We start from the raw sequence: 17,221 nt of genomic DNA on the forward strand, positions 1-17,221 counted from the left end.
CGTCAGCGAGCACGATCGAGCCGAGCGAACGCTTCGTCCAGTGGGATGGATGGTCTCGGATCGGCCAGCGCCTCGTCGATCTTGCGGCGATACAAGTCATCCAGCATCGCTTCCCGCCGATCAAGCGCTCGCAACCCTTCGCGCATCAGCTCGCTCATTGAGGCATAGCGTCCGGATTCGAGGTGCTTGCTCGCCATCTCGACCATGTTGCCCAAGGTGACGGTGACAGTCTTGCGCGCCATGTGAGCCTCCAATGATTTATCATAAACTTCACACCGACTCTGCTCAACACCTGCTCAGCCGTCCTTGACCCCCCTCGCCCGCGTGCCGCATAGCGGCGCGATGGAGAGACCCATTGAAGAGCTGTCGTTCGAGGACGCGCTAAAGGAATTGGAGACGATCGTCTCTCGACTCGAAACCGGCGAGGCCCCGCTCGACCAGGCGATCAGCCTGTACGAGCGCGGCGACAAGCTGCGGCGCCGCTGCGCCGATCGGCTGGACGCGGCGCAGGCGCGAATCGAGGCGATCCGGCTTGATGGCGAGGGCCGCGCCGCCGGCACCCAACCCTTTGCCGCGGGCTGATCCGATGCCCGCGTCCTTGTCGCTGCAGGCGGCGCTCACTCAGGTCGGCGCGGATGTCGACCGGCGGCTCGACGCTTTTCTCGCCATCCCCGGCGATCCCCGCGCCGAGCTTTACCGCGCGATGCGCCATGCGGCCATCGGCGGCGGCAAGCGGCTGCGCCCCCTGCTGGTATTCGCGACGGCGCGGTTGTTCGGCGTCGACCGGGATTGCGCCGGCCGGGTCGCGACGGCGATCGAATGCATCCATGTCTATTCGCTGATCCACGACGATCTGCCCGCGATGGACAATGACGACATGCGCCGCGGCAAACCGACGGTGCACAAGGCGTTCGACGAGGCGACCGCGATCCTGGCGGGCGATTCGCTCCACGCGCTGGCCTTCGAGATCCTGGCCGATCCGGCCACTCATCCCGATCCGTTCGTGCGCAGCGAGCTGGTGCTCGACCTTGCCCATGCGGCCGGCCCGTCGGGCATGGCGGGCGGCCAGATGATGGACCTGGAGGCGGAGAAAGCGAGCTTCGACCTGCCGACCGTCACCCGTCTGCAGGCGATGAAGACCGGCGCGCTGATCGCCTGCTCGGTCGAAGCCGGAGCGATCCTGGGTCGCGTCCCGCCTGATGGCCGGACGCCCTTGCGCGGCTATGCCCGCGACGTCGGCCTGGCCTTCCAGATCGCCGACGACCTGCTCGACGTCGAGGGCGACGAGGCAGCCGCGGGCAAGAAGCTGCGCAAGGACGAAGGCGCGGGCAAGGAGACCTTCCTGTCACTGCTCGGCGTCGATCGCGCCCGTGCGCAGGCCCGGATGCTGGTGGATCAGGCGATCCAGCACCTGCAGGGTTTTGGGCCGGAGGCCGACCTACTGCGCCAGATCGCGCGCTTCACCCTGGAACGCGACCGATAGGCCGATCCCGCCCACTACGGATTGGCGCGGCGCTGCTGTTCGCGGCGATCGGGCTTGGCGCCTGGTACTACGCGCCGCACTGGCACCCGTCCGAATCGCGCTATCCGCGCCAGGGCATCGACGTCTCGCATCATCAGGGCACGATCGACTGGGCGGCGCTACCCGCACAACAAGTGGATTTCGCCTATATCAAGGCGACCGAGGGCGGCGATCATCGCGATCCGCGCTTCGCCGGGAACTGGGCCGCAGCGGGCCGGGTCCGGATTGCACGCGGCGCCTATCATTTCTTCACCTTGTGCCGCTCCGGCGCTGACCAGGCCGCCAATTTCATCGCGACCGTGCCGCTCGACCCAGCAGCGCTGCCGCCGGTCATCGACCTCGAGTTCGGTGGCAATTGCGCAGCGCGCCCGTCAATTTCGGCGCTGATGGCGGAACTGGCGGCCTTTATCCGTCCGGTCGAGGCACGGTTCGGCAAGCCGGTGACGCTCTACCTCACCCGCGAATTCGATGCCGCCTACGACCTCAGCACCCGCGTGAACCGTCCCCTCTGGCTGCGCCGGCTGGTGCTGGAACCGGATTGGGCCGCCCGCCCCTGGACGATCTGGCAGACATCCAGCTTTCGCCGGGTGAGCGGCATCACCGGCCAGGTGGACTGGAACGTGATGCGGCCCGAGATGATGCGGCCCCCAATGTGATGCAGCCTTGACACCCGCACCCGGCCCCCGCAGTCCCCGTTCGCAGATCTTGCGGGCTTGGCAGAGGCAGTCGACATGACCATGCGTACCGGCGTCTATCCGGGCACCTTCGATCCCGTCACGCTCGGGCATATGGACATCATCCGGCGCGGCGCGAAGCTGGTCGACCGGCTCGTCATCGGCGTGACGACCAATCCGTCCAAGTCGCCGATGTTCGATCTGGACGAGCGCATGGCGATGGTCCAGCGCGAGGTGGCGGGGATCGGCGGGGAGATCCATGTCGTCAGCTTCGATTCGCTGCTGATGGATTTCGCCGAGCGCGAGGGCGCGAAGGTGATCGTGCGCGGCCTGCGCGCCGTCGCCGATTTCGAATATGAATATCAGATGGCGGGCATGAACCAGCAGATCAATCCGCGCGTCGAGACGGTGTTCCTGATGGCCGATGTCTCGCTGCAGCCGATCGCGAGCCGGCTGGTCAAGGAGATCGCGCTTTATGGCGGGCCGATCGGCCGGTTCGTCTCCCCGGCCGTTGCGGTGGACGTCGCCGCCCGCGTGGAGAAGATCGGCCGCAAGGGCAGCTGACGACGATTTCCCCTTGCCTGCCACATGAGCGCCACGGTTGCGTCGGATGAGGGCGGTTTGCAGCGGGACGTTCAGATTGGCGCAAGCGGGGATTTGCTCTAAGCGCGCTGCAAGTCTTACGGGTCCGAAATATCGGGACCAGGATGTTACGGGGATATGATGCGTTTTATTGCCAGCCTGATCGCGTGTGTATCCGCCCTTTTCGTCGCGGGCACGGCGACTGCCCAGAATGTGGATACGCAGATCGCGGGGCGCATGCCGCTGCCCAGCAAGGATCCCGCGAATCTATGGTATCTCGACCTGTCGACCGGTGGCCGGGTGGTCATCTGGCTGCGCCCCGATGCCGCGCCGAAGATGGTCGACCGGGTGAAGGAGCTGACCCGGCAGCATTTCTATGACGGGCTCGCCTTTCACCGGGTGATCGACGGCTTCATGGCGCAGGGCGGCGATCCCAAGGGCGACGGTACCGGCGGATCGACGCTGCCCGACATGAAGGCCGAGTTCAATTTCCTGCCGCATGTGCGCGGCGCGGTCTCCGCGGCGCGCACCGCCGATAATGAGGACAGCGCGAACAGCCAGTTCTTCATCGTGTTCCAGCCGCGCCTGACGCTCGACCACAAATACACGGTGTTCGGCCGCGTGATCGAGGGCATGGACTATGTCGACGCGATCCAGCGCGGCGAGCCGCCGGCGAGCCCGACCAAGATCCTCCACGCCTATATCGGCTCGGACAATCCGCCGGCCTATGTCGCACCTCCACCCGCGCCGGTGGTGGTCGCGCCGACCCTGTCGCTGACCGATGCGCCTGCCGCGCCGATGGTCGTGAAGGCGCCGGCGCCTGCGGCGAAGAAGCCCGCGCCCAAGGCTCCCGTCCCAAAGGCAAAGGCGAAGTAATCAGCGCCGGCACCGGGCGGGCAAAGAGGCCGCTCCCATGAAGGTCGACCTGTTCGATTTCGATCTGCCGCCGGAACGCATCGCGCTCCGGCCCGCATCGCCGCGCGACTCCGCGCGGCTACTGGTGCTGGACGGCGCGGATACGCGCGATCTTCACGTCACTGACCTGCCTGACCAGCTCCGTCCGGGCGACCTGATCGTGTTCAACGATACCCGCGTGATACCCGCCCAGCTCGAGGGCCGGCGCGGCGATGCGAAGATCGGCGCGACACTGCACAAGCGCGAAGGCCCGCGGCGCTGGCGCGCCTTTGTCCGCAATGCGCGGCGCCTGCGCGAGGGCGACAGCATCGATTTCGGCGCCGGCGTCAGCGCGATCGCAGGCGACAAGGCCGAGGATGGCAGCCTGGCGCTGACCTTCGCGGGCGACGAGCCGGTCGAGCTGCTGCTGGAACGCGCCGGACGCATGCCCCTGCCACCCTATATCGCCACGCGCCGCGCGGCCGATGCGCAGGACGCGGCGGATTACCAGACCATGTTCGCGGCGGAAAAGGGCGCCGTCGCCGCCCCCACCGCCTCGTTGCACTTCACGCCCGCGCTGATGGAACGCCTGGCAGTGGCGGGGATCGATCATGCCACGCTGACCCTCCATGTCGGCGCGGGCACCTTCCTGCCGGTGAAGGCGGAAGATACCGACGCGCACCGCATGCACGCCGAATGGGGCCGCATCGACGCAGCGACGGCGGCACGCCTCAACCAGGTACGCCGGGATGGCGGCCGCATCATCGCCGCCGGCACCACCAGCCTGCGCCTGATCGAAAGCGCGGCGGGCGAGGACGGCACGATCCACCCCTTCGAGGGCGATACCGCGATCTTCATCACCCCCGGTTACCGCTTCAGGGGCGTGGACGGGCTGGTGACCAATTTCCATCTGCCCAGATCCACCCTGTTCATGCTGGTATCGGCGCTGATGGGGCTCGAGCGGATGCGGGCGGCGTACGCCCATGCGATCGCCAATGGGTATCGCTTCTATTCCTATGGTGACGGGTCGCTGTTGCTGCCCTGATTCGCGCACGTACCGGCGGCCCACCGTCTCGCGCAGCGCCACGCGGCGAACGCTCCTAGAGTCTGATGACTTTACCTTTACCCGTTCGTGCCGAGTGAGACCGAGTAGCTCCGCAGGAGCGTATCGAGGGCTCGTATCGAGGCACTGTTCCGGGCGACACCTGTCTCTCGATACGCCATCTCGCTACGCTCCTGCGGAGCTACTCGATAGCTACTCGAGACGAACGGCAGGGATCTCGACCTGAAGTCAGCTCGCTCTAAGTCGGAAGAACGCAGCGGCGTCAGGTCGATACGGTCCGGGCGCGCTGAGGCCGAAATGCGCCATTTCGGTTTCGAAACCGATTGCCGCCACCGCGCGGATTGTTGCTCTATCCGGGCAGCTTCGATCCTCTCCGCGCAGGAAATTCGCCCGATGACCGCGACCCCGCCCGTTCCGTCCGCTGCCACCATCTGGGTCTCGCTCGATGGCGACGACACCGCGCCGGGCACCCGCTACGCACCGTTGCGCACGCTGGCCGCCGCGCACGCCGCCATCCTCCGCTTCGCCGGGGAGGCGCCGCTGGGGAGCAGGATCACCATCGTGCTGATGGACGGAACCCATGAGATCGACGCACCTTTGGTATTCGACCCGGCGCTGTTCGGCCCCGACGGCCCGGACGTCCGCTTCGTCGCAGGAGGTGATGCCGCACCGGTGGTATCGGGCGGCCGCCGCATCGAGGGCTGGACGCTCCACGACGCCGAGCGCAACATCCATGTCGCCAGCGCCCAAGGGGCCCGCTCGCGCCAATTCTACGTCAACGGGCGCCGGGCCATCCGCGCCCGCACGACCATGGCCGATGGCGGCATCCCCGCCGGTTTCAGGCCCAACCCGACCACGCCCGCCGCGCCGCCGCCGGACGGCGCCCCCTATGTCATCGGCGGCGGGATCGATTACCTGCCGACCGAGCTCAACCCCGCGACCTGGCGCGATCCCGCAACGTGGCGGAAGCTCGATCAGATCGAGGCCGTGATCGACACCCAGTGGAAGACGATGCGTGTCCCCCTGCGGTCGCGCACCCTGCCCGACGGCGCCACCCCCGGCACGCTCCACCTTGCCCAGCCCGGCTGGACCAACGCCAACCTGTTCTTCACCGCCACCAAAACCGATCCCAAAGGCGTGCCCGGCATCTGGAGCCTGTGGCAGGTCACGCGGTTCGAGAATGGCTATGAGTTCCTCGACGAGCCCGGCGAATGGGTGCTCGACACCGACGAGGACCTGATCTTCTACATCCCGCGTCCCGGAGAGGATCTCGCGACCGCGGAAGCGATCCTGCCGGCGCTCGAGATACTGGTGGAGGCGCGCGGCACCGCCGAGCGGCCGGTGACCGGCCTGTCGTTCGAAGGCATCGGCTTTCGCCACGCGACCTGGCTCGATCCGAGCGGCGACGACGGCTATGTCGCCGACCAGAGCGGCTTCCACCTGCGCGGGAACCGGCACCAGCCCAACCTTACCGGGCATGACCCGCATGTCGTCCGCACGCCCGGCAATTTGCGCTTCGCCCATGCGCACGGCATCCGCTTCGATCGCTGCCGCTTCGAGCATCTGGGCGCCGTCGCGATCGATTTCGGCACCGGCAGCCAGCGCAACAGCATCACCCGCTGCGCCTTCGACGACATCGCGTCGGCCGCGATCCAGATCGGCGGCATCGACCGCCGCGACTTCGAGCCGACCCCGGCCGATCACACGCGCGACACTGTCGTCACCGACAACCATATCCGCCGCACCGGACGCGACTATGCCGATTCCGCGGCGATCTATCTCGGCTTCACCACCAACAGCCTGGTCGCGCACAACAGCATCAGCGAGACGCCCTGGGCGGGCATCGCGCTGGGCTGGGGCTGGGGATTGCTTGATCCGGGCAGCTTCCCCGGCATCTCCAACGCGGTCTCGGGCATGTGGGGCCTGCCCGCGCCGCGAACGGTCAATTGCGGCAACATCGTCGCCAACAATCACATCTCGCACTTTCTCGAGACATTGTGGGACGGCGGCGCGATCTATTGCTGCGGCTGGCAGGGCAATTCGTTCGACGACGCTTTGCGGATCGAAAACAATGTCGCCTGCGACAAGCGGCCCAAGGGCGGCGGGAACATCATCTACACCGATGGCGGCAGCCGCTTCGTCAAGGTCACCGGCAACGCGCTGTTCGACAATGCGATCGGCGCGGTCGATCTCGGTCCCCCACCCCGCCCGGGCGATCCGCTTCCCTATATCGCGACGCCGAGCAAGCTCAACGGCATCCCCTATGGCGGCGACATCGGTGGCTGCCGCACTTATGGCGACATCCATTATGCCGGCAATTACTGGGCGGCGGGCCTGATTCCGATCGAGGAGGGGCTGATCGACCTGGCCGAGCTTGCGATCACCAAGATCTTCACCGGCGAGGCGGTGGACACCTATTCGCCGCAGGGCTTTTTCGACATCTGCCCCTATTCGCAGGGTGGCGTCTCCTATCCCACCGGCCTGGTGTTCGAGGACAACCACAAGCTCCCGTTCGGCCGCGCCTCGGTTCCCGCCGCGATCCTCGCCGCCGCGGGCGTGCGCGGCGGCGGGAGCGACTATGTCGCGACCGGGCACGCGCCATATGGCGGCGGCGCGGCCTTCCCGCCGCTCTATCCCGGCCCGAGCTGGAACGTGCCGCGCGTCTCGCTTCCCGGCCTGTTCGGCATGCAGAAACAGTTCGCCCAGGAATGGTGGTATTATGTCGGCATCGCCGAGGACGATGCCGGGCAGCGTTTCGGCCTCCAGCTCGAGATCGGCCGCTTCGCGCTCGGCGGCACCCAGCTGTGCCTGGGCCTGACCGGCATCGGCTGGCGCGACGGCGATGGTGGGGACCACTATCTCAGCGGCGAGGGCATCGGCTTCGGTGCCGCGCTCGGGCGGCCAACGCTCGCCTCGGCGGTGATCCCGCCCGTCGGCGACCAGGCGTATAGCGCGCATTTCCGGCCGCTGGTCGAGATCGTCGGCCGCTCCGACGATCTGTCGCGCGACGTGCGGTGGAATCTGCCGCTGTTCGGCACCAGCAAGGGCTGGAAGTTCGACTATCTCCAAAGCGCGTCGCAGGGTGCGCCGGTCGGGACGCCGGGATCGCGCTATGCGCTCGCGGTGCAGGGCCGCGGCTATATCACTGGCGCGGACAGTGCGGTCACGCGGCCGGCCCACTATGCGGTCGACCTCACCCTCGCCGATCGCCGCGGCACGGTGATGGAAGGGCTCTCCGGCTATGTCGGCCCGTCGATGTTCGAGAATGATGATATCGGGCTGAGCTCCTACGAATGCGCCCAACCGGTGCTCCGCATCGAGCGCGGCGGTATCACGCTCGACGACCGCGTCCATGCGATCACCGGGGGCACCCTGTGGCTGGACCGCCAGATGATCGCGAAAGCCGCCGGCGACGGCACCCCCACGGCGAGCGTATCGGCGGCGCTGCGCGGCCAGACGCCGTCGCCGCGCGAGCTCTATCTCGGGGACTGGATCGCCGTGACACTCGACGACGGGCTGTCGCTGGCGCTCGCCCTGTTCTGGCAGCCATCGAACCCGCAATGGATCACCGGCACGGCGGTGGGCAGGCCGCCCAAACAGGGCTTCGGCAATCTCTATCTGCCGGTCCGCGGCACCGCGCCGCAGGGCAATGGCGGCCTCGCGCTCACGCCCCGCACCGCGATGTCGGGCGACGATTGGGATTTCGACCTCAATCTGCTCGAACCCGAAGAGCCCGCGCGGTCGCCGCACTGGACGTCGCCGGCATCGGGCAAGACCTACGCCACGGCCTGGCGCATCGACTTCGCACCGCGCGCGCAGCAGCAGGGCTTGCCGTCGGTCCTGTATCTCCACACCGTCAGCGACAATTGCGAAATCATCCCCGCCACCCCGTCGGGGGCGTTCTTCGAAGGCGCGGCACTGGTCTATGCGGACCGGGAACGGCGCCGGCGGATCGGCCAGGCTTTTGTCGAGCAGATGGGGTTCAACTAGGGGCCGAACCGGAAGTTCGTTCCATGACAAACCTGCCGTCAAACACGTATCAAACGAACTTCAGTTCTGGGCCGCTCGAGTCGAATTCGATCCAGTTTAACCGTCAACTGGATTAACCAGATCGAATTCCACACCGGTACTATCTGCCGTGCTGCATGGCCACCGGGCTAGCGAAGGATTTTCTCCATCGCCTTCCCTTTGGCGAGCTCGTCGATCAGTTTGTCCAGATAGCGTATTTCCCGCATCACGGGCTCCTCGACATTTTCCACGCGAACGCCGCACACCACGCCCGTGATGAGCGCACGGGAAGGATTCATCTTGGGCGCCTGCGCGAAGAAATCCCTGAAGGTCACCTTTCGCGCGAGCTGATCCTCCAGGCTGTCCTGGCTGTGTCCGGTCAGCCAGCGGATGATCTGATCGACTTCGGCCTTTGTGCGTCCTTTCTTCTCCGCCTTGACGACATAATGCGGGTACACGCTCGCGACGCTTACCGAAAAGATGCGGTGCTCCGTCATTTTACCTCCCAAAGCGGTGAGTGGATCGCTAGGCGGACGGGCCGTCAGTCCCGCCCCACCGAAACGATCGGCTCGAAACAGCCAAGGATAAGGCGCCTGGCATCGAACGGCGGGTCCCCGGCCGAGTCCATGCGCGCGTCATGGTGCATCTTCTCCTCGGCGGCCTGGAAATAGGCCTTGTCGGGCCAGACCTGCCAGGTGAAGACGATCTTCTCGCCGGCCTCCGCCGCGACCGCTCGGCGGAAATCGGTCTGCTTGCCGTCCGGGATATAATCCTCCCAGCATTCGACGATCTCCAGGCAACCATAGTCCCTGAAGAACTCCGCACTATTCTCGGCCCAGGCGCGATAGGCGTCGATCCGATCCCCGGGCACCGGGATGACGAGACCACAGACATACATGGCACAGTCTCCTTCCGTTATCCGCTTCAAGGCACCGTAAAATATATCATGCAATAACAGTTGTTTAACTACATTCGCCTTCGCGACCATGTCGATTCAACGCAGCGCACTCCGTCCTGAACCGCCACCATGCACACTGCCCATCGCACGACAACCTATCCCCCGCCGCCGGATTCCGGCTATCGGATTCCGCAACTCCGATGAGCGAGCGTGCCGGTCCCGTGAAAACCCCTTCCACAATCCCTCTGTCGATCCTTGCCGGCGCGCTCCTGGCCCTGTTCGCCGCGGCGCCGGCCGCCGCGCAGGTCACCCAGCAAAGGGTGCCGATCACGCTCCCGTCCGGCGGCGGCCCGCCGATCGGTTCGTCGACCGGCCAGCCACCCGCCACGATCGTCGCCGAGCCCGTCGCGCTGATGATCGCCGCCTGCGATGCCAATGGCGACGCGAAGGTGACGCGGACCGAGCTCGACGCGTGCGTGAAGCGCAGCTTCGCCGCGGTGGACACCGGCAATGCCGGATCGATCGGCTATATCGGCTATAGCGACTGGGCGCTGCTGTGGCTCGGCGATCGCAACGCGCTGCCGAGCCCCTTCACCATCGACACCGATGGCGACAACCGCATCACCCTGGCCGAGCTGGAGGCGCAGTTCGTCACGCTGTTCGCACGCTTCGACACCGACAAGGACGGCGTGCTCACCCGCGCCGAGCTGCTGACGATCAAGGCCATGGCGATCGGCGACCGCCCGGACCCACGCGGCAAGAAACCGAAGGGATAAGCTCGGGCGCGCGTCACTTGCCGGCGGTCACCCAGATCCCGGCCCAGTCCCTCCCGGGTGGCGTTTCGCGAAAGAGACGGACGCGTTGTTCGAACAACGATGACGGCGCGTCGCCGGGTGCGATCCGCCGGCACGCGGCGAAGCGGTCCGCCGCCACCGCCCAGTCGCCCGCGCGATAGGCCGCCAGCCCCGCCTCGAACAGGTCGCGCAGCTCCAGCAGACAAGGCTCGGTCCGGCCGGTTTCGCCCAGCACTTCGAAGATCCGTATTGCCTCGCTCTTGCCGACCGCGGCCATGATATCGATCTCGCGCACCTCGATATGCGCGCGCACCCGGTCGATCGTCGTCTCGTCGGCGAGGATGGTCGTGCCGTAGATCTTGTTCGCGCCTTCGAGGCGCGACGCGATATTGACGGGGTCGCCCATGATCGTGAACGACTTGGACCGGGACGACCCGATGCTGCCGACCACGACATCGCCCGTCGCCAGGCCGATGCGGATGTTCACCTCGGGCGCCCCTCGCCGCAGGCCGAGCAGTTCGGGCAGTTCCGCCTGCAACGCGGTCACCTGGCGCCGCTGAGCGAGCGCGGCACGGCAGGCGGCCAGCACAGGATCGCCCTGCGTGAAGGGTTCGCCCCAATAGGCCATCACGGCATCGCCGATATATTTGTCAATCACGCCCTGATTCTCGTGGATCGGCTCGGACGCCAGCGAGAGATAGCGGTTGACCAGCTTGACCAGCGAGGTCGGCGTCAAGGTCTCGGAGATCGCGCTGAACCCCTGAAGGTCGGAGAAGAACACGGTCATGTTCCGCCGCTCGCCCGCTTCGAGCACGGCGCGGTCGTCGCCGAGCAGCCGGTCGACCACGCGCGGATCCATGTAGTTGCCGAAGGTCTGCCGCATCGTCACCTTGCTGCGCAGCTCGCCGACCATGTCCGAAAAGGCGTTGGTCAGCTGCCCGATCTCGTCGCCCCCGGTCACCGGCAGGGTCACGTCGAGATTGCCGCGCCGCACCTCATGCGTGCCGCGGATCAGGCGGTGGACCCTTCCCACCATGTGGCGGGTGAACAGGAAGGACAGCAGGGATCCCGCGAGGAAGGCGATGATCGCCAGGATCAGATTCTCCTTCGATGCCAGCAGCGATCGGGACATGGTCCTGCCCTCGCCCGCTTCGCCCGCAGCGGCCAGCGTGCCGGTCTCGCGGGTCAGGCGCTCCATCGCGCCGATCAGAGCGATTTCCTGTTGCTGCGTATGCCGCTCGAGCAGATCGATCTGGTCGCGCGGGATGCCGGGCGCCGGGGTCAGCAGGGCCTTTACCGAGGCCTGATAGCGTTGATGCTCGCGCTTCACCGCCTGCAGTTCCAGATCCAGCCGGCCCAGCGCCACGGCGATATCGGTGCGCGTCGTCCGGGTTTCATAGGCGGCGATGTGCCGCGCAAGCGTGGCGATGCTCGCACCGACATGATCGGACAGCGCGGCGAAGCGGCTCGCCTGCTCCTTGGCGCGCACCGGATCGTTGATCTGCGGGCCGCCATAACGCAGCGCCCGTTCGACCGAGAGCGCTTCCGCCGACGCGTTCTGCGCGAGATCGTTCAATTCATGGTCGAGCGGCTCGACCACGTCGGTGAGAAGGTGGGTCTCGTCGCTGGCCAGGCTGACCTGGACGAAGGAATAGACCGCCGCCGCCAGCATCAGCAGGAGCAGGGTCACGCTCAAGCCGATATATTTCTGCCCCATGGAGAGGCCGTGCCTCGTCGAAACGGCCTCGTCCGGGCCGGCTTTCTCGGCCATCCTTCGCTCCCCTGGCCCTGGACACCCGTTCCGACGGGGCCGGCGAACAGTATCAGGCGGGAGACCGGGCCGTGCAATGAATATGGTTGGGATATGGTGGGATAATCGCTCCTTCTCCCTGGAGGATCGATTCACCTAAAACCGTGCAACGGCTATCGCCACGCGGTTCGATTGCGCTATCGCTTGTGCGCCCATGGCACCGCCACCCTGCTGACCCGTGAAAAAGGCCTCCGAGATGCGCATGCCGATCCTCACCGCTGCTGCGCTTGCCCCCAGGCCAAGGCAGTAGCGTGAACTACTGCTCCACTCCGGACGGCCACAAAGGCATCACGGCAAGCGCGGAATCGCGCCGCTATCGCCTGGTGATCTTCGATTTCGACGGCACGCTCGCGGACAGCGGAGACTGGTTCCTGTCGATGTCCGACCAGCTGGCGCAACGCTTCAGCTTCCGCCGGGTCACCCCCGAGGAAGTCGAGATGCTGCGCGGCCGCACCAGCCGCGAAGTGATTCGCTATCTCGGCATCCCACGCTGGAAACTGCCCGGGATCGGCCGCTATCTCCATGCGCGGCTTGCCGAACAGACCGACAAGATCGCGCTGTTCGACGGCGTCGAGCCGCTGCTCCGCGACCTGGCCGGGGCGGGGTTCAAGATCGCGCTCGTCACCTCGAATTCCGAGCCGAACGCGCGTGCCATCCTCGGCCCGGCGAACGTCGCGCGGATCAACTGGTTCGAATGCGGGGCCTCGCTTTTCGGCAAGGCCCCGCGTTATCGCAGGGTGCTGCGCCGCGCTTATGTCGAGCCCTATGAGGCGATCGCGATCGGCGACGAAACCCGCGACATTTCCGCCGCGCGCAAGGCCGGGGTCACCGCCGGCGCGGTGCTATGGGGCTATGCCCACCGCGAGGCGCTGGTGAACGCCGCGCCAGACCTGTTCTTCGAGCATCCCGACGAAGTGTCCCGACTGCTGCTCGGCGGCGCCTGTGCGAGCGGCAGCGAGCAGCGGCAGGCCTGATGCGGTCGATTCCCGGTGATTTCGACGCGGCGACCGTCGCGGCGATCGATGGTCGGCTCGAGGCGATCGTGCGCGACGAGCGGGTCTCGATGCCGCTCGCGATCGAAAGCGGCAGCCGCGCGTGGGGCTTCGCCTCGCCCGACAGCGATTATGACTGCCGCTTCCTGTTTGTCCGGCGCCGCCAGGATTATCTGACGCTCTGGCCGCAGCGCGACGTGATCGAGACGCCGCTCGACGGGCTGCTCGACGTCAATGGATGGGATATCGCCAAGGCGCTGCGGCTGATCGTCAAGGGCAATGCCGTCGCGATCGAATGGCTGCGCTCACCGATCGTCTATCGCGGTGATCCCGCCTTCCGCGATGCCCTGCTCGCCTTTGCCGACGCGCATGCGCCGCTGCTGCTGGTCCGGCGTCACTATCTCCATCTCGGCCTGCAGCAATGGAAGCGCGCGAGCGACGGGGACGGAATCGCGATCAAGCGGCTCTTCTACATCCTGCGCCCGGCCGCGGTGCTGCGCTGGATGCGCCATCATCCCGACGCCACGCCGCCGATGCATTTCCCGACCCTGACCGCCGAATGCGAACCGCCGGCGCAGGTCCGGACGATCATCGCCGATCTCATCGCACGCAAGGCGGAAACGCGCGAGCTCGGCCTGGCACCGATGCCCGCCGAGATCGAAGCGTTCGTCGAGGCCGAATATGCCATCGCCGAAGCGGCGCCGAAGGGCGTGATCGACATGGGATCCCAGGCAGCGGCGGACATGATTTTCTACGAGATGCTGGAGCGCTTCGCACCTCCGTGATTACTTGACATCGTCAAGTATCAGTCGCATCAAGGGGACATGGACTCGACCATTCCCGCGCTGCGCGCGTTCAACCGCTTCTATACCAAATTCTCCGGCGCGCTGGATCAGCGCTTCCTCGGCAGCGCCCTGTCGCTCGCCGAAGGGCGGCTGCTCTACGAGATCGCGACCCGCGACCAGCCCGTGGCGACCGACCTGCAGGAGGTTATCGGGCTCGACGCCGGCTATGCCAGCCGGATGCTGCGCAAGTTCGAGGCGAGCGGCTGGATCGAGCGCGGCCGCGGCGAGGACGCCCGGCGCCGCCCGATCTCGCTGACCGCAGCCGGGCGCGAGATGTTCGCCGATCTCGACACGCGCCAGCGCGAGGTGCTGGAACACCGCATCGCGCCGCTGGCCGAGGCGGACCGGCGCGTGCTCGTCACCGCGCTCGACACGGCGCGCGGACTGCTCGGCACCAGCGAGGCGGCGGGCTATGATGTCCGCACCTTCCGTGCCGGCGACATGGGCATGATCACCGCGCGCCAGGCGATCCTTTATGACGAAAGCCATGGCTGGGGCGCCCCGATGGAGGCGCTACTGGGAGACGTGACCTCGGCCTTTCTCCGCGACTATCAGCCCGACCGCGAGCAATGCTGGGTCGCCGAAAGCGGCGGCGTGATGGCCGGCTCGATCTTCGTGGTCGATGTCGGCGACGGCGTGGCCCAGCTTCGCCTGCTCTATGTCGAGCCCTGGGCGCGCGGCATGGGCATCGGCGGCGACCTGGTCGGCCGCTGCGTCACCTTCGCGCGCGACGCAGGCTACAAGACCTTGCGGTTATGGACGCACAGCGTGCTGCTGAGCGCGCGGCGCATCTATGCCGGCGCCGGGTTCCAGATCGTGAAGACCGAGGTGCATCACAGCTTCGGCAAACCCGAGCAGGGCGAGATCTGGGAGCTGGCGCTTTAGACATCTACCTTCCCCGGAGATGTCTGCCTTCCCCGGCGAAGGCCGGGGTCCAGTTGGAAAGGCTGAAGTTAGGACGCGCAACGCCAGCCAAAAAACCTTCCGCCACTGGACCCCGGCCTTCGCCGGGGAAGGCAGAAGGAATTCAGCCGATATGCACCGCCAGCCAAACCGTCGGCGCGCCCTTGGCGGTATAGGTCACCCAATGCCGCTGCCCGCCCGCGATCGTCAGGTGATCGCCGGGCTTCAGCGTCACCGCCACCGAATCCTCGATCCTGATCCCGGCCTCGCCCTGCAACAGCATGACCCATTCGTCCTCTTCCTGCACCATCGGCTCGTCCTCGGGCGTCGCCTGACCGTTCGACACGATCCGCTCGATGCGTACGCCCGGACGGTCGAGCAGCTCGGTAAAGGCCTCGGCACGCTTGGCGGCAGGCAGCTTCGCGAACAGGTTGGCGACCGCGACCTTGAATTTCGGCTTGGGTTTTGCCTTTGGTGCCGGCTTCGGTTTGGGGGCGGCCTTGGGTTGTGGCTCAGGCTCAGGCTCAGGCTCAGGCTCAGGCTCGGGCTCAGGCGGCGGCGCCACCTTCTTCCGCGCCTTTATCGACCCCGCCGAACTCTTCCATGTCGCCCGCTCCACGTCGCGCAGATAGGCCTCGACCTCCTCCGCGCTCGCCTCCAGCCCCTTGTCGCCGATCCCCAGCATCGGCTTGTCCGCCGCATCGACCAGCCCAAAGCGCCCGAAATCGCCGCCCGGCTTGCGCCTGCGCGACGTCTTCAGCTTCAGCCCGCGATGCCGCGCCATCTCGCGCAGCTTTTCCGTCCGTTCGTCGGCCATGACGCGCCAACGTCTAGGCCGGCGAAGCGATGCGTGTCGACAGGCGCCGACTTCCGCCGCTAGAGGGCAGGCCATGTCCCCCCGTTTCGACTTCACCATCCACGCCACCGACGGCAAGGCCCGCACCGGCGAGATCGCGATGCGCCGCGGCACGATCCGCACCCCCGCCTTCATGCCGGTCGGCACCGCCGCGACGGTCAAGGCGGTGAAGCCGGCCGACGTCCGCGCCGCCGGCGCCGACATCATCCTCGGCAACACCTATCACCTCATGCTCCGCCCCGGCGCCGAGCGCGTCGCGCGGCTCGGCGGGCTGCACGGCTTCATGGGCTGGGACCGCCCGATCCTCACCGACAGCGGCGGCTATCAGGTGATGAGCCTCAGCGACCTGACCACCCGGTCCGAGGACGGCGTCACCTTCAAGAGCCATCTCGACGGCACCCGCCACACCCTCTCGCCCGAACGCTCGATCGAGATCCAGCGGCTGCTCGGCTCCGACATCGTCATGGCGTTCGACGAGCTGGTACCGACTACCTCGACCAAAGACGTGCAGGCCGCCGCCATGGCCCGCTCGATGCGCTGGGCGAAGCGCAGTCGCGACGCCTTCGACGGCGGCGGCGCGCACGCCGAGGGCGCGGCGATCTTCGGCATCCAGCAAGGCGCGCTCGACGAGCAGTTGCGCGGCGAGAGTGCGCAGGCGCTGACCGATATCGGCTTCGACGGCTATGCGGTCGGCGGCCTCGCGGTCGGCGAGGGGCAGGCGGCGATGTTCGGCTGCCTCGATTTCGCACCGGGCCAGCTCCCCGCCGACAAGCCGCGCTATCTGATGGGCGTGGGCAAGCCCGACGACATCGTCGGCGCGGTCGAGCGCGGCATCGACATGTTCGACTGCGTCCTGCCTACGCGCTCCGGCCGCACCGGCCAGGCCTTCACCCGCACCGGCCCGATCAACATCCGCAACGCGAAGTTCGCCGAGGACACCGGTCCGCTCGATCCCGCCTGCCCCTGCCCGGTCTGCAACACCTGGAGCCGCGCCTATCTCCATCACCTAGTGCGCGCGGGGGAGATTCTCGGCGCGATGCTGATGACCGAGCATAATCTGTGGTTTTATCAGGTCTTGATGGCCGATCTTCGCGGCGCGATAGCGGACGGGCGGATCACGGCCTTTGCCGATGCGTTCAGACGGGACTATGCTGGCCCGCCCAAGGGAGAGTGACTTGGCTACCGACGACCAGGACGACACCAACGAGATTCTCGCCGAGACCCGCGCCGCCAAGGAGCAGCGCGAAGCCGCGGCAGCGACCGGCGACGCCGCCAAGGCGAAGCGCTGGCCGCTGACGACGATCGGCCTCGGCATCGGCTCCGCCGCCGTCGTCGCCGCCCTGCTCTACGCCAACAGGTCGCGCCAGAAGCGCTGACCCG

General features: G+C 67.0%; 18 protein-coding genes. 13 read left to right on the forward strand and 5 right to left on the reverse strand.

What is annotated here, in order from left to right; genetic code table 11:
* Nucleotides 1-2 precede the first annotated feature (2 nt).
* Nucleotides 3-242, reverse strand: coding sequence for a ribbon-helix-helix domain-containing protein (locus ACZ1I2_RS21555; RefSeq protein ID WP_465172139.1), 240 nt, complete (start codon nt 240-242; stop codon nt 3-5).
* 100 nt (nt 243-342) lie between these two features.
* Between ACZ1I2_RS21555 and ACZ1I2_RS21560 the strand changes: the two genes are divergently transcribed.
* The 7 genes from ACZ1I2_RS21560 to ACZ1I2_RS21590 all read left to right on the forward strand — a co-directional run bounded on the left by ACZ1I2_RS21560 (nt 343) and on the right by ACZ1I2_RS21590 (nt 8,725).
* Nucleotides 343-582, forward strand: a complete 240-nt coding sequence (locus tag ACZ1I2_RS21560; protein WP_465172138.1) for an exodeoxyribonuclease VII small subunit — start codon at nt 343-345, stop codon at nt 580-582.
* Nucleotides 583-586: 4 nt separating this feature from the next.
* The gene (locus ACZ1I2_RS21565; RefSeq protein ID WP_465172137.1) at nt 587-1,483 is read left to right on the forward strand and encodes a polyprenyl synthetase family protein; all 897 of its coding nucleotides are present in this window, start codon (nt 587-589) and stop codon (nt 1,481-1,483) included.
* 173 nt (nt 1,484-1,656) lie between these two features.
* Nucleotides 1,657-2,178: a GH25 family lysozyme gene (locus ACZ1I2_RS21570; protein ID WP_465181529.1), complete on the forward strand. Its 522-nt coding sequence runs from the start codon at nt 1,657-1,659 to the stop codon at nt 2,176-2,178.
* An 81-nt stretch (nt 2,179-2,259) separates the two neighbouring features.
* The gene (gene coaD, locus ACZ1I2_RS21575; protein WP_465173875.1) at nt 2,260-2,760 is read left to right on the forward strand and encodes a pantetheine-phosphate adenylyltransferase; all 501 of its coding nucleotides are present in this window, start codon (nt 2,260-2,262) and stop codon (nt 2,758-2,760) included.
* 159 nt (nt 2,761-2,919) lie between these two features.
* Nucleotides 2,920-3,654: a peptidylprolyl isomerase gene (locus ACZ1I2_RS21580; protein ID WP_465177102.1), complete on the forward strand. Its 735-nt coding sequence runs from the start codon at nt 2,920-2,922 to the stop codon at nt 3,652-3,654.
* A 37-nt stretch (nt 3,655-3,691) separates the two neighbouring features.
* Nucleotides 3,692-4,717 (forward strand): tRNA preQ1(34) S-adenosylmethionine ribosyltransferase-isomerase QueA, encoded by a 1,026-nt coding sequence (queA, locus tag ACZ1I2_RS21585; RefSeq protein ID WP_465175897.1) that lies wholly within the window; start codon nt 3,692-3,694, stop codon nt 4,715-4,717.
* A 411-nt stretch (nt 4,718-5,128) separates the two neighbouring features.
* Nucleotides 5,129-8,725, forward strand: a complete 3,597-nt coding sequence (locus ACZ1I2_RS21590) for a hypothetical protein (RefSeq protein WP_465175896.1) — start codon at nt 5,129-5,131, stop codon at nt 8,723-8,725.
* A 167-nt stretch (nt 8,726-8,892) separates the two neighbouring features.
* Here ACZ1I2_RS21590 and ACZ1I2_RS21595 read toward each other — a convergent pair whose 3' ends face one another.
* Nucleotides 8,893-9,240 (reverse strand): DUF2200 domain-containing protein, encoded by a 348-nt coding sequence (locus ACZ1I2_RS21595; protein WP_465172134.1) that lies wholly within the window; start codon nt 9,238-9,240, stop codon nt 8,893-8,895.
* 44 nt (nt 9,241-9,284) lie between these two features.
* A complete protein-coding gene (locus ACZ1I2_RS21600; RefSeq protein WP_465172133.1) occupies nt 9,285-9,641 on the reverse strand; it encodes a DUF1428 domain-containing protein in 357 nt (118 codons plus the stop codon).
* A gap of 221 nt (nt 9,642-9,862) precedes the next feature.
* On the opposite strand from ACZ1I2_RS21600, the gene ACZ1I2_RS21605 reads away from it, so the two are divergent.
* Nucleotides 9,863-10,417 carry an EF-hand domain-containing protein gene (locus ACZ1I2_RS21605; protein WP_465175895.1) on the forward strand — a complete coding sequence of 185 codons (555 nt, stop codon included), beginning with the start codon at nt 9,863-9,865 and terminating at the stop codon, nt 10,415-10,417.
* Between the two features lie 13 nt (nt 10,418-10,430).
* On the opposite strand, the gene ACZ1I2_RS21610 is transcribed toward ACZ1I2_RS21605, so the two are convergent.
* Nucleotides 10,431-12,206 (reverse strand): adenylate/guanylate cyclase domain-containing protein, encoded by a 1,776-nt coding sequence (locus tag ACZ1I2_RS21610; RefSeq protein ID WP_465175894.1) that lies wholly within the window; start codon nt 12,204-12,206, stop codon nt 10,431-10,433.
* A 290-nt stretch (nt 12,207-12,496) separates the two neighbouring features.
* Between ACZ1I2_RS21610 and ACZ1I2_RS21615 the strand changes: the two genes are divergently transcribed.
* The 3 genes from ACZ1I2_RS21615 to ACZ1I2_RS21625 are packed head-to-tail and all read left to right on the forward strand — an operon-like array spanning nt 12,497 to nt 14,967.
* Nucleotides 12,497-13,219 (forward strand): HAD hydrolase-like protein, encoded by a 723-nt coding sequence (locus ACZ1I2_RS21615; RefSeq protein WP_465172130.1) that lies wholly within the window; start codon nt 12,497-12,499, stop codon nt 13,217-13,219.
* Nucleotides 13,219-14,022, forward strand: a complete 804-nt coding sequence (locus ACZ1I2_RS21620) for a nucleotidyltransferase domain-containing protein (protein ID WP_465175893.1) — start codon at nt 13,219-13,221, stop codon at nt 14,020-14,022. Before ACZ1I2_RS21615 ends, ACZ1I2_RS21620 begins: the two co-directional genes overlap by 1 nt.
* A 39-nt stretch (nt 14,023-14,061) precedes the next feature.
* Nucleotides 14,062-14,967, forward strand: coding sequence for a bifunctional helix-turn-helix transcriptional regulator/GNAT family N-acetyltransferase (locus ACZ1I2_RS21625; protein WP_465175892.1), 906 nt, complete (start codon nt 14,062-14,064; stop codon nt 14,965-14,967).
* 142 nt (nt 14,968-15,109) lie between these two features.
* On the opposite strand, the gene ACZ1I2_RS21630 is transcribed toward ACZ1I2_RS21625, so the two are convergent.
* Nucleotides 15,110-15,802: a hypothetical protein gene (locus ACZ1I2_RS21630; protein ID WP_465175891.1), complete on the reverse strand. Its 693-nt coding sequence runs from the start codon at nt 15,800-15,802 to the stop codon at nt 15,110-15,112.
* A 73-nt stretch (nt 15,803-15,875) separates the two neighbouring features.
* Here ACZ1I2_RS21630 and tgt point away from each other — a divergent pair, with 73 nt between their 5' ends.
* A complete protein-coding gene (gene tgt, locus ACZ1I2_RS21635) occupies nt 15,876-17,015 on the forward strand; it encodes a tRNA guanosine(34) transglycosylase Tgt (protein WP_465175890.1) in 1,140 nt (379 codons plus the stop codon).
* A gap of 1 nt (nt 17,016) precedes the next feature.
* A complete protein-coding gene (locus tag ACZ1I2_RS21640; RefSeq protein WP_465175889.1) occupies nt 17,017-17,217 on the forward strand; it encodes a hypothetical protein in 201 nt (66 codons plus the stop codon).
* The last annotated feature ends 4 nt before the right edge of the window (nt 17,218-17,221 follow it).

Source organism: Sphingomonas sp. BL-S-29 (assembly GCF_055521495.1).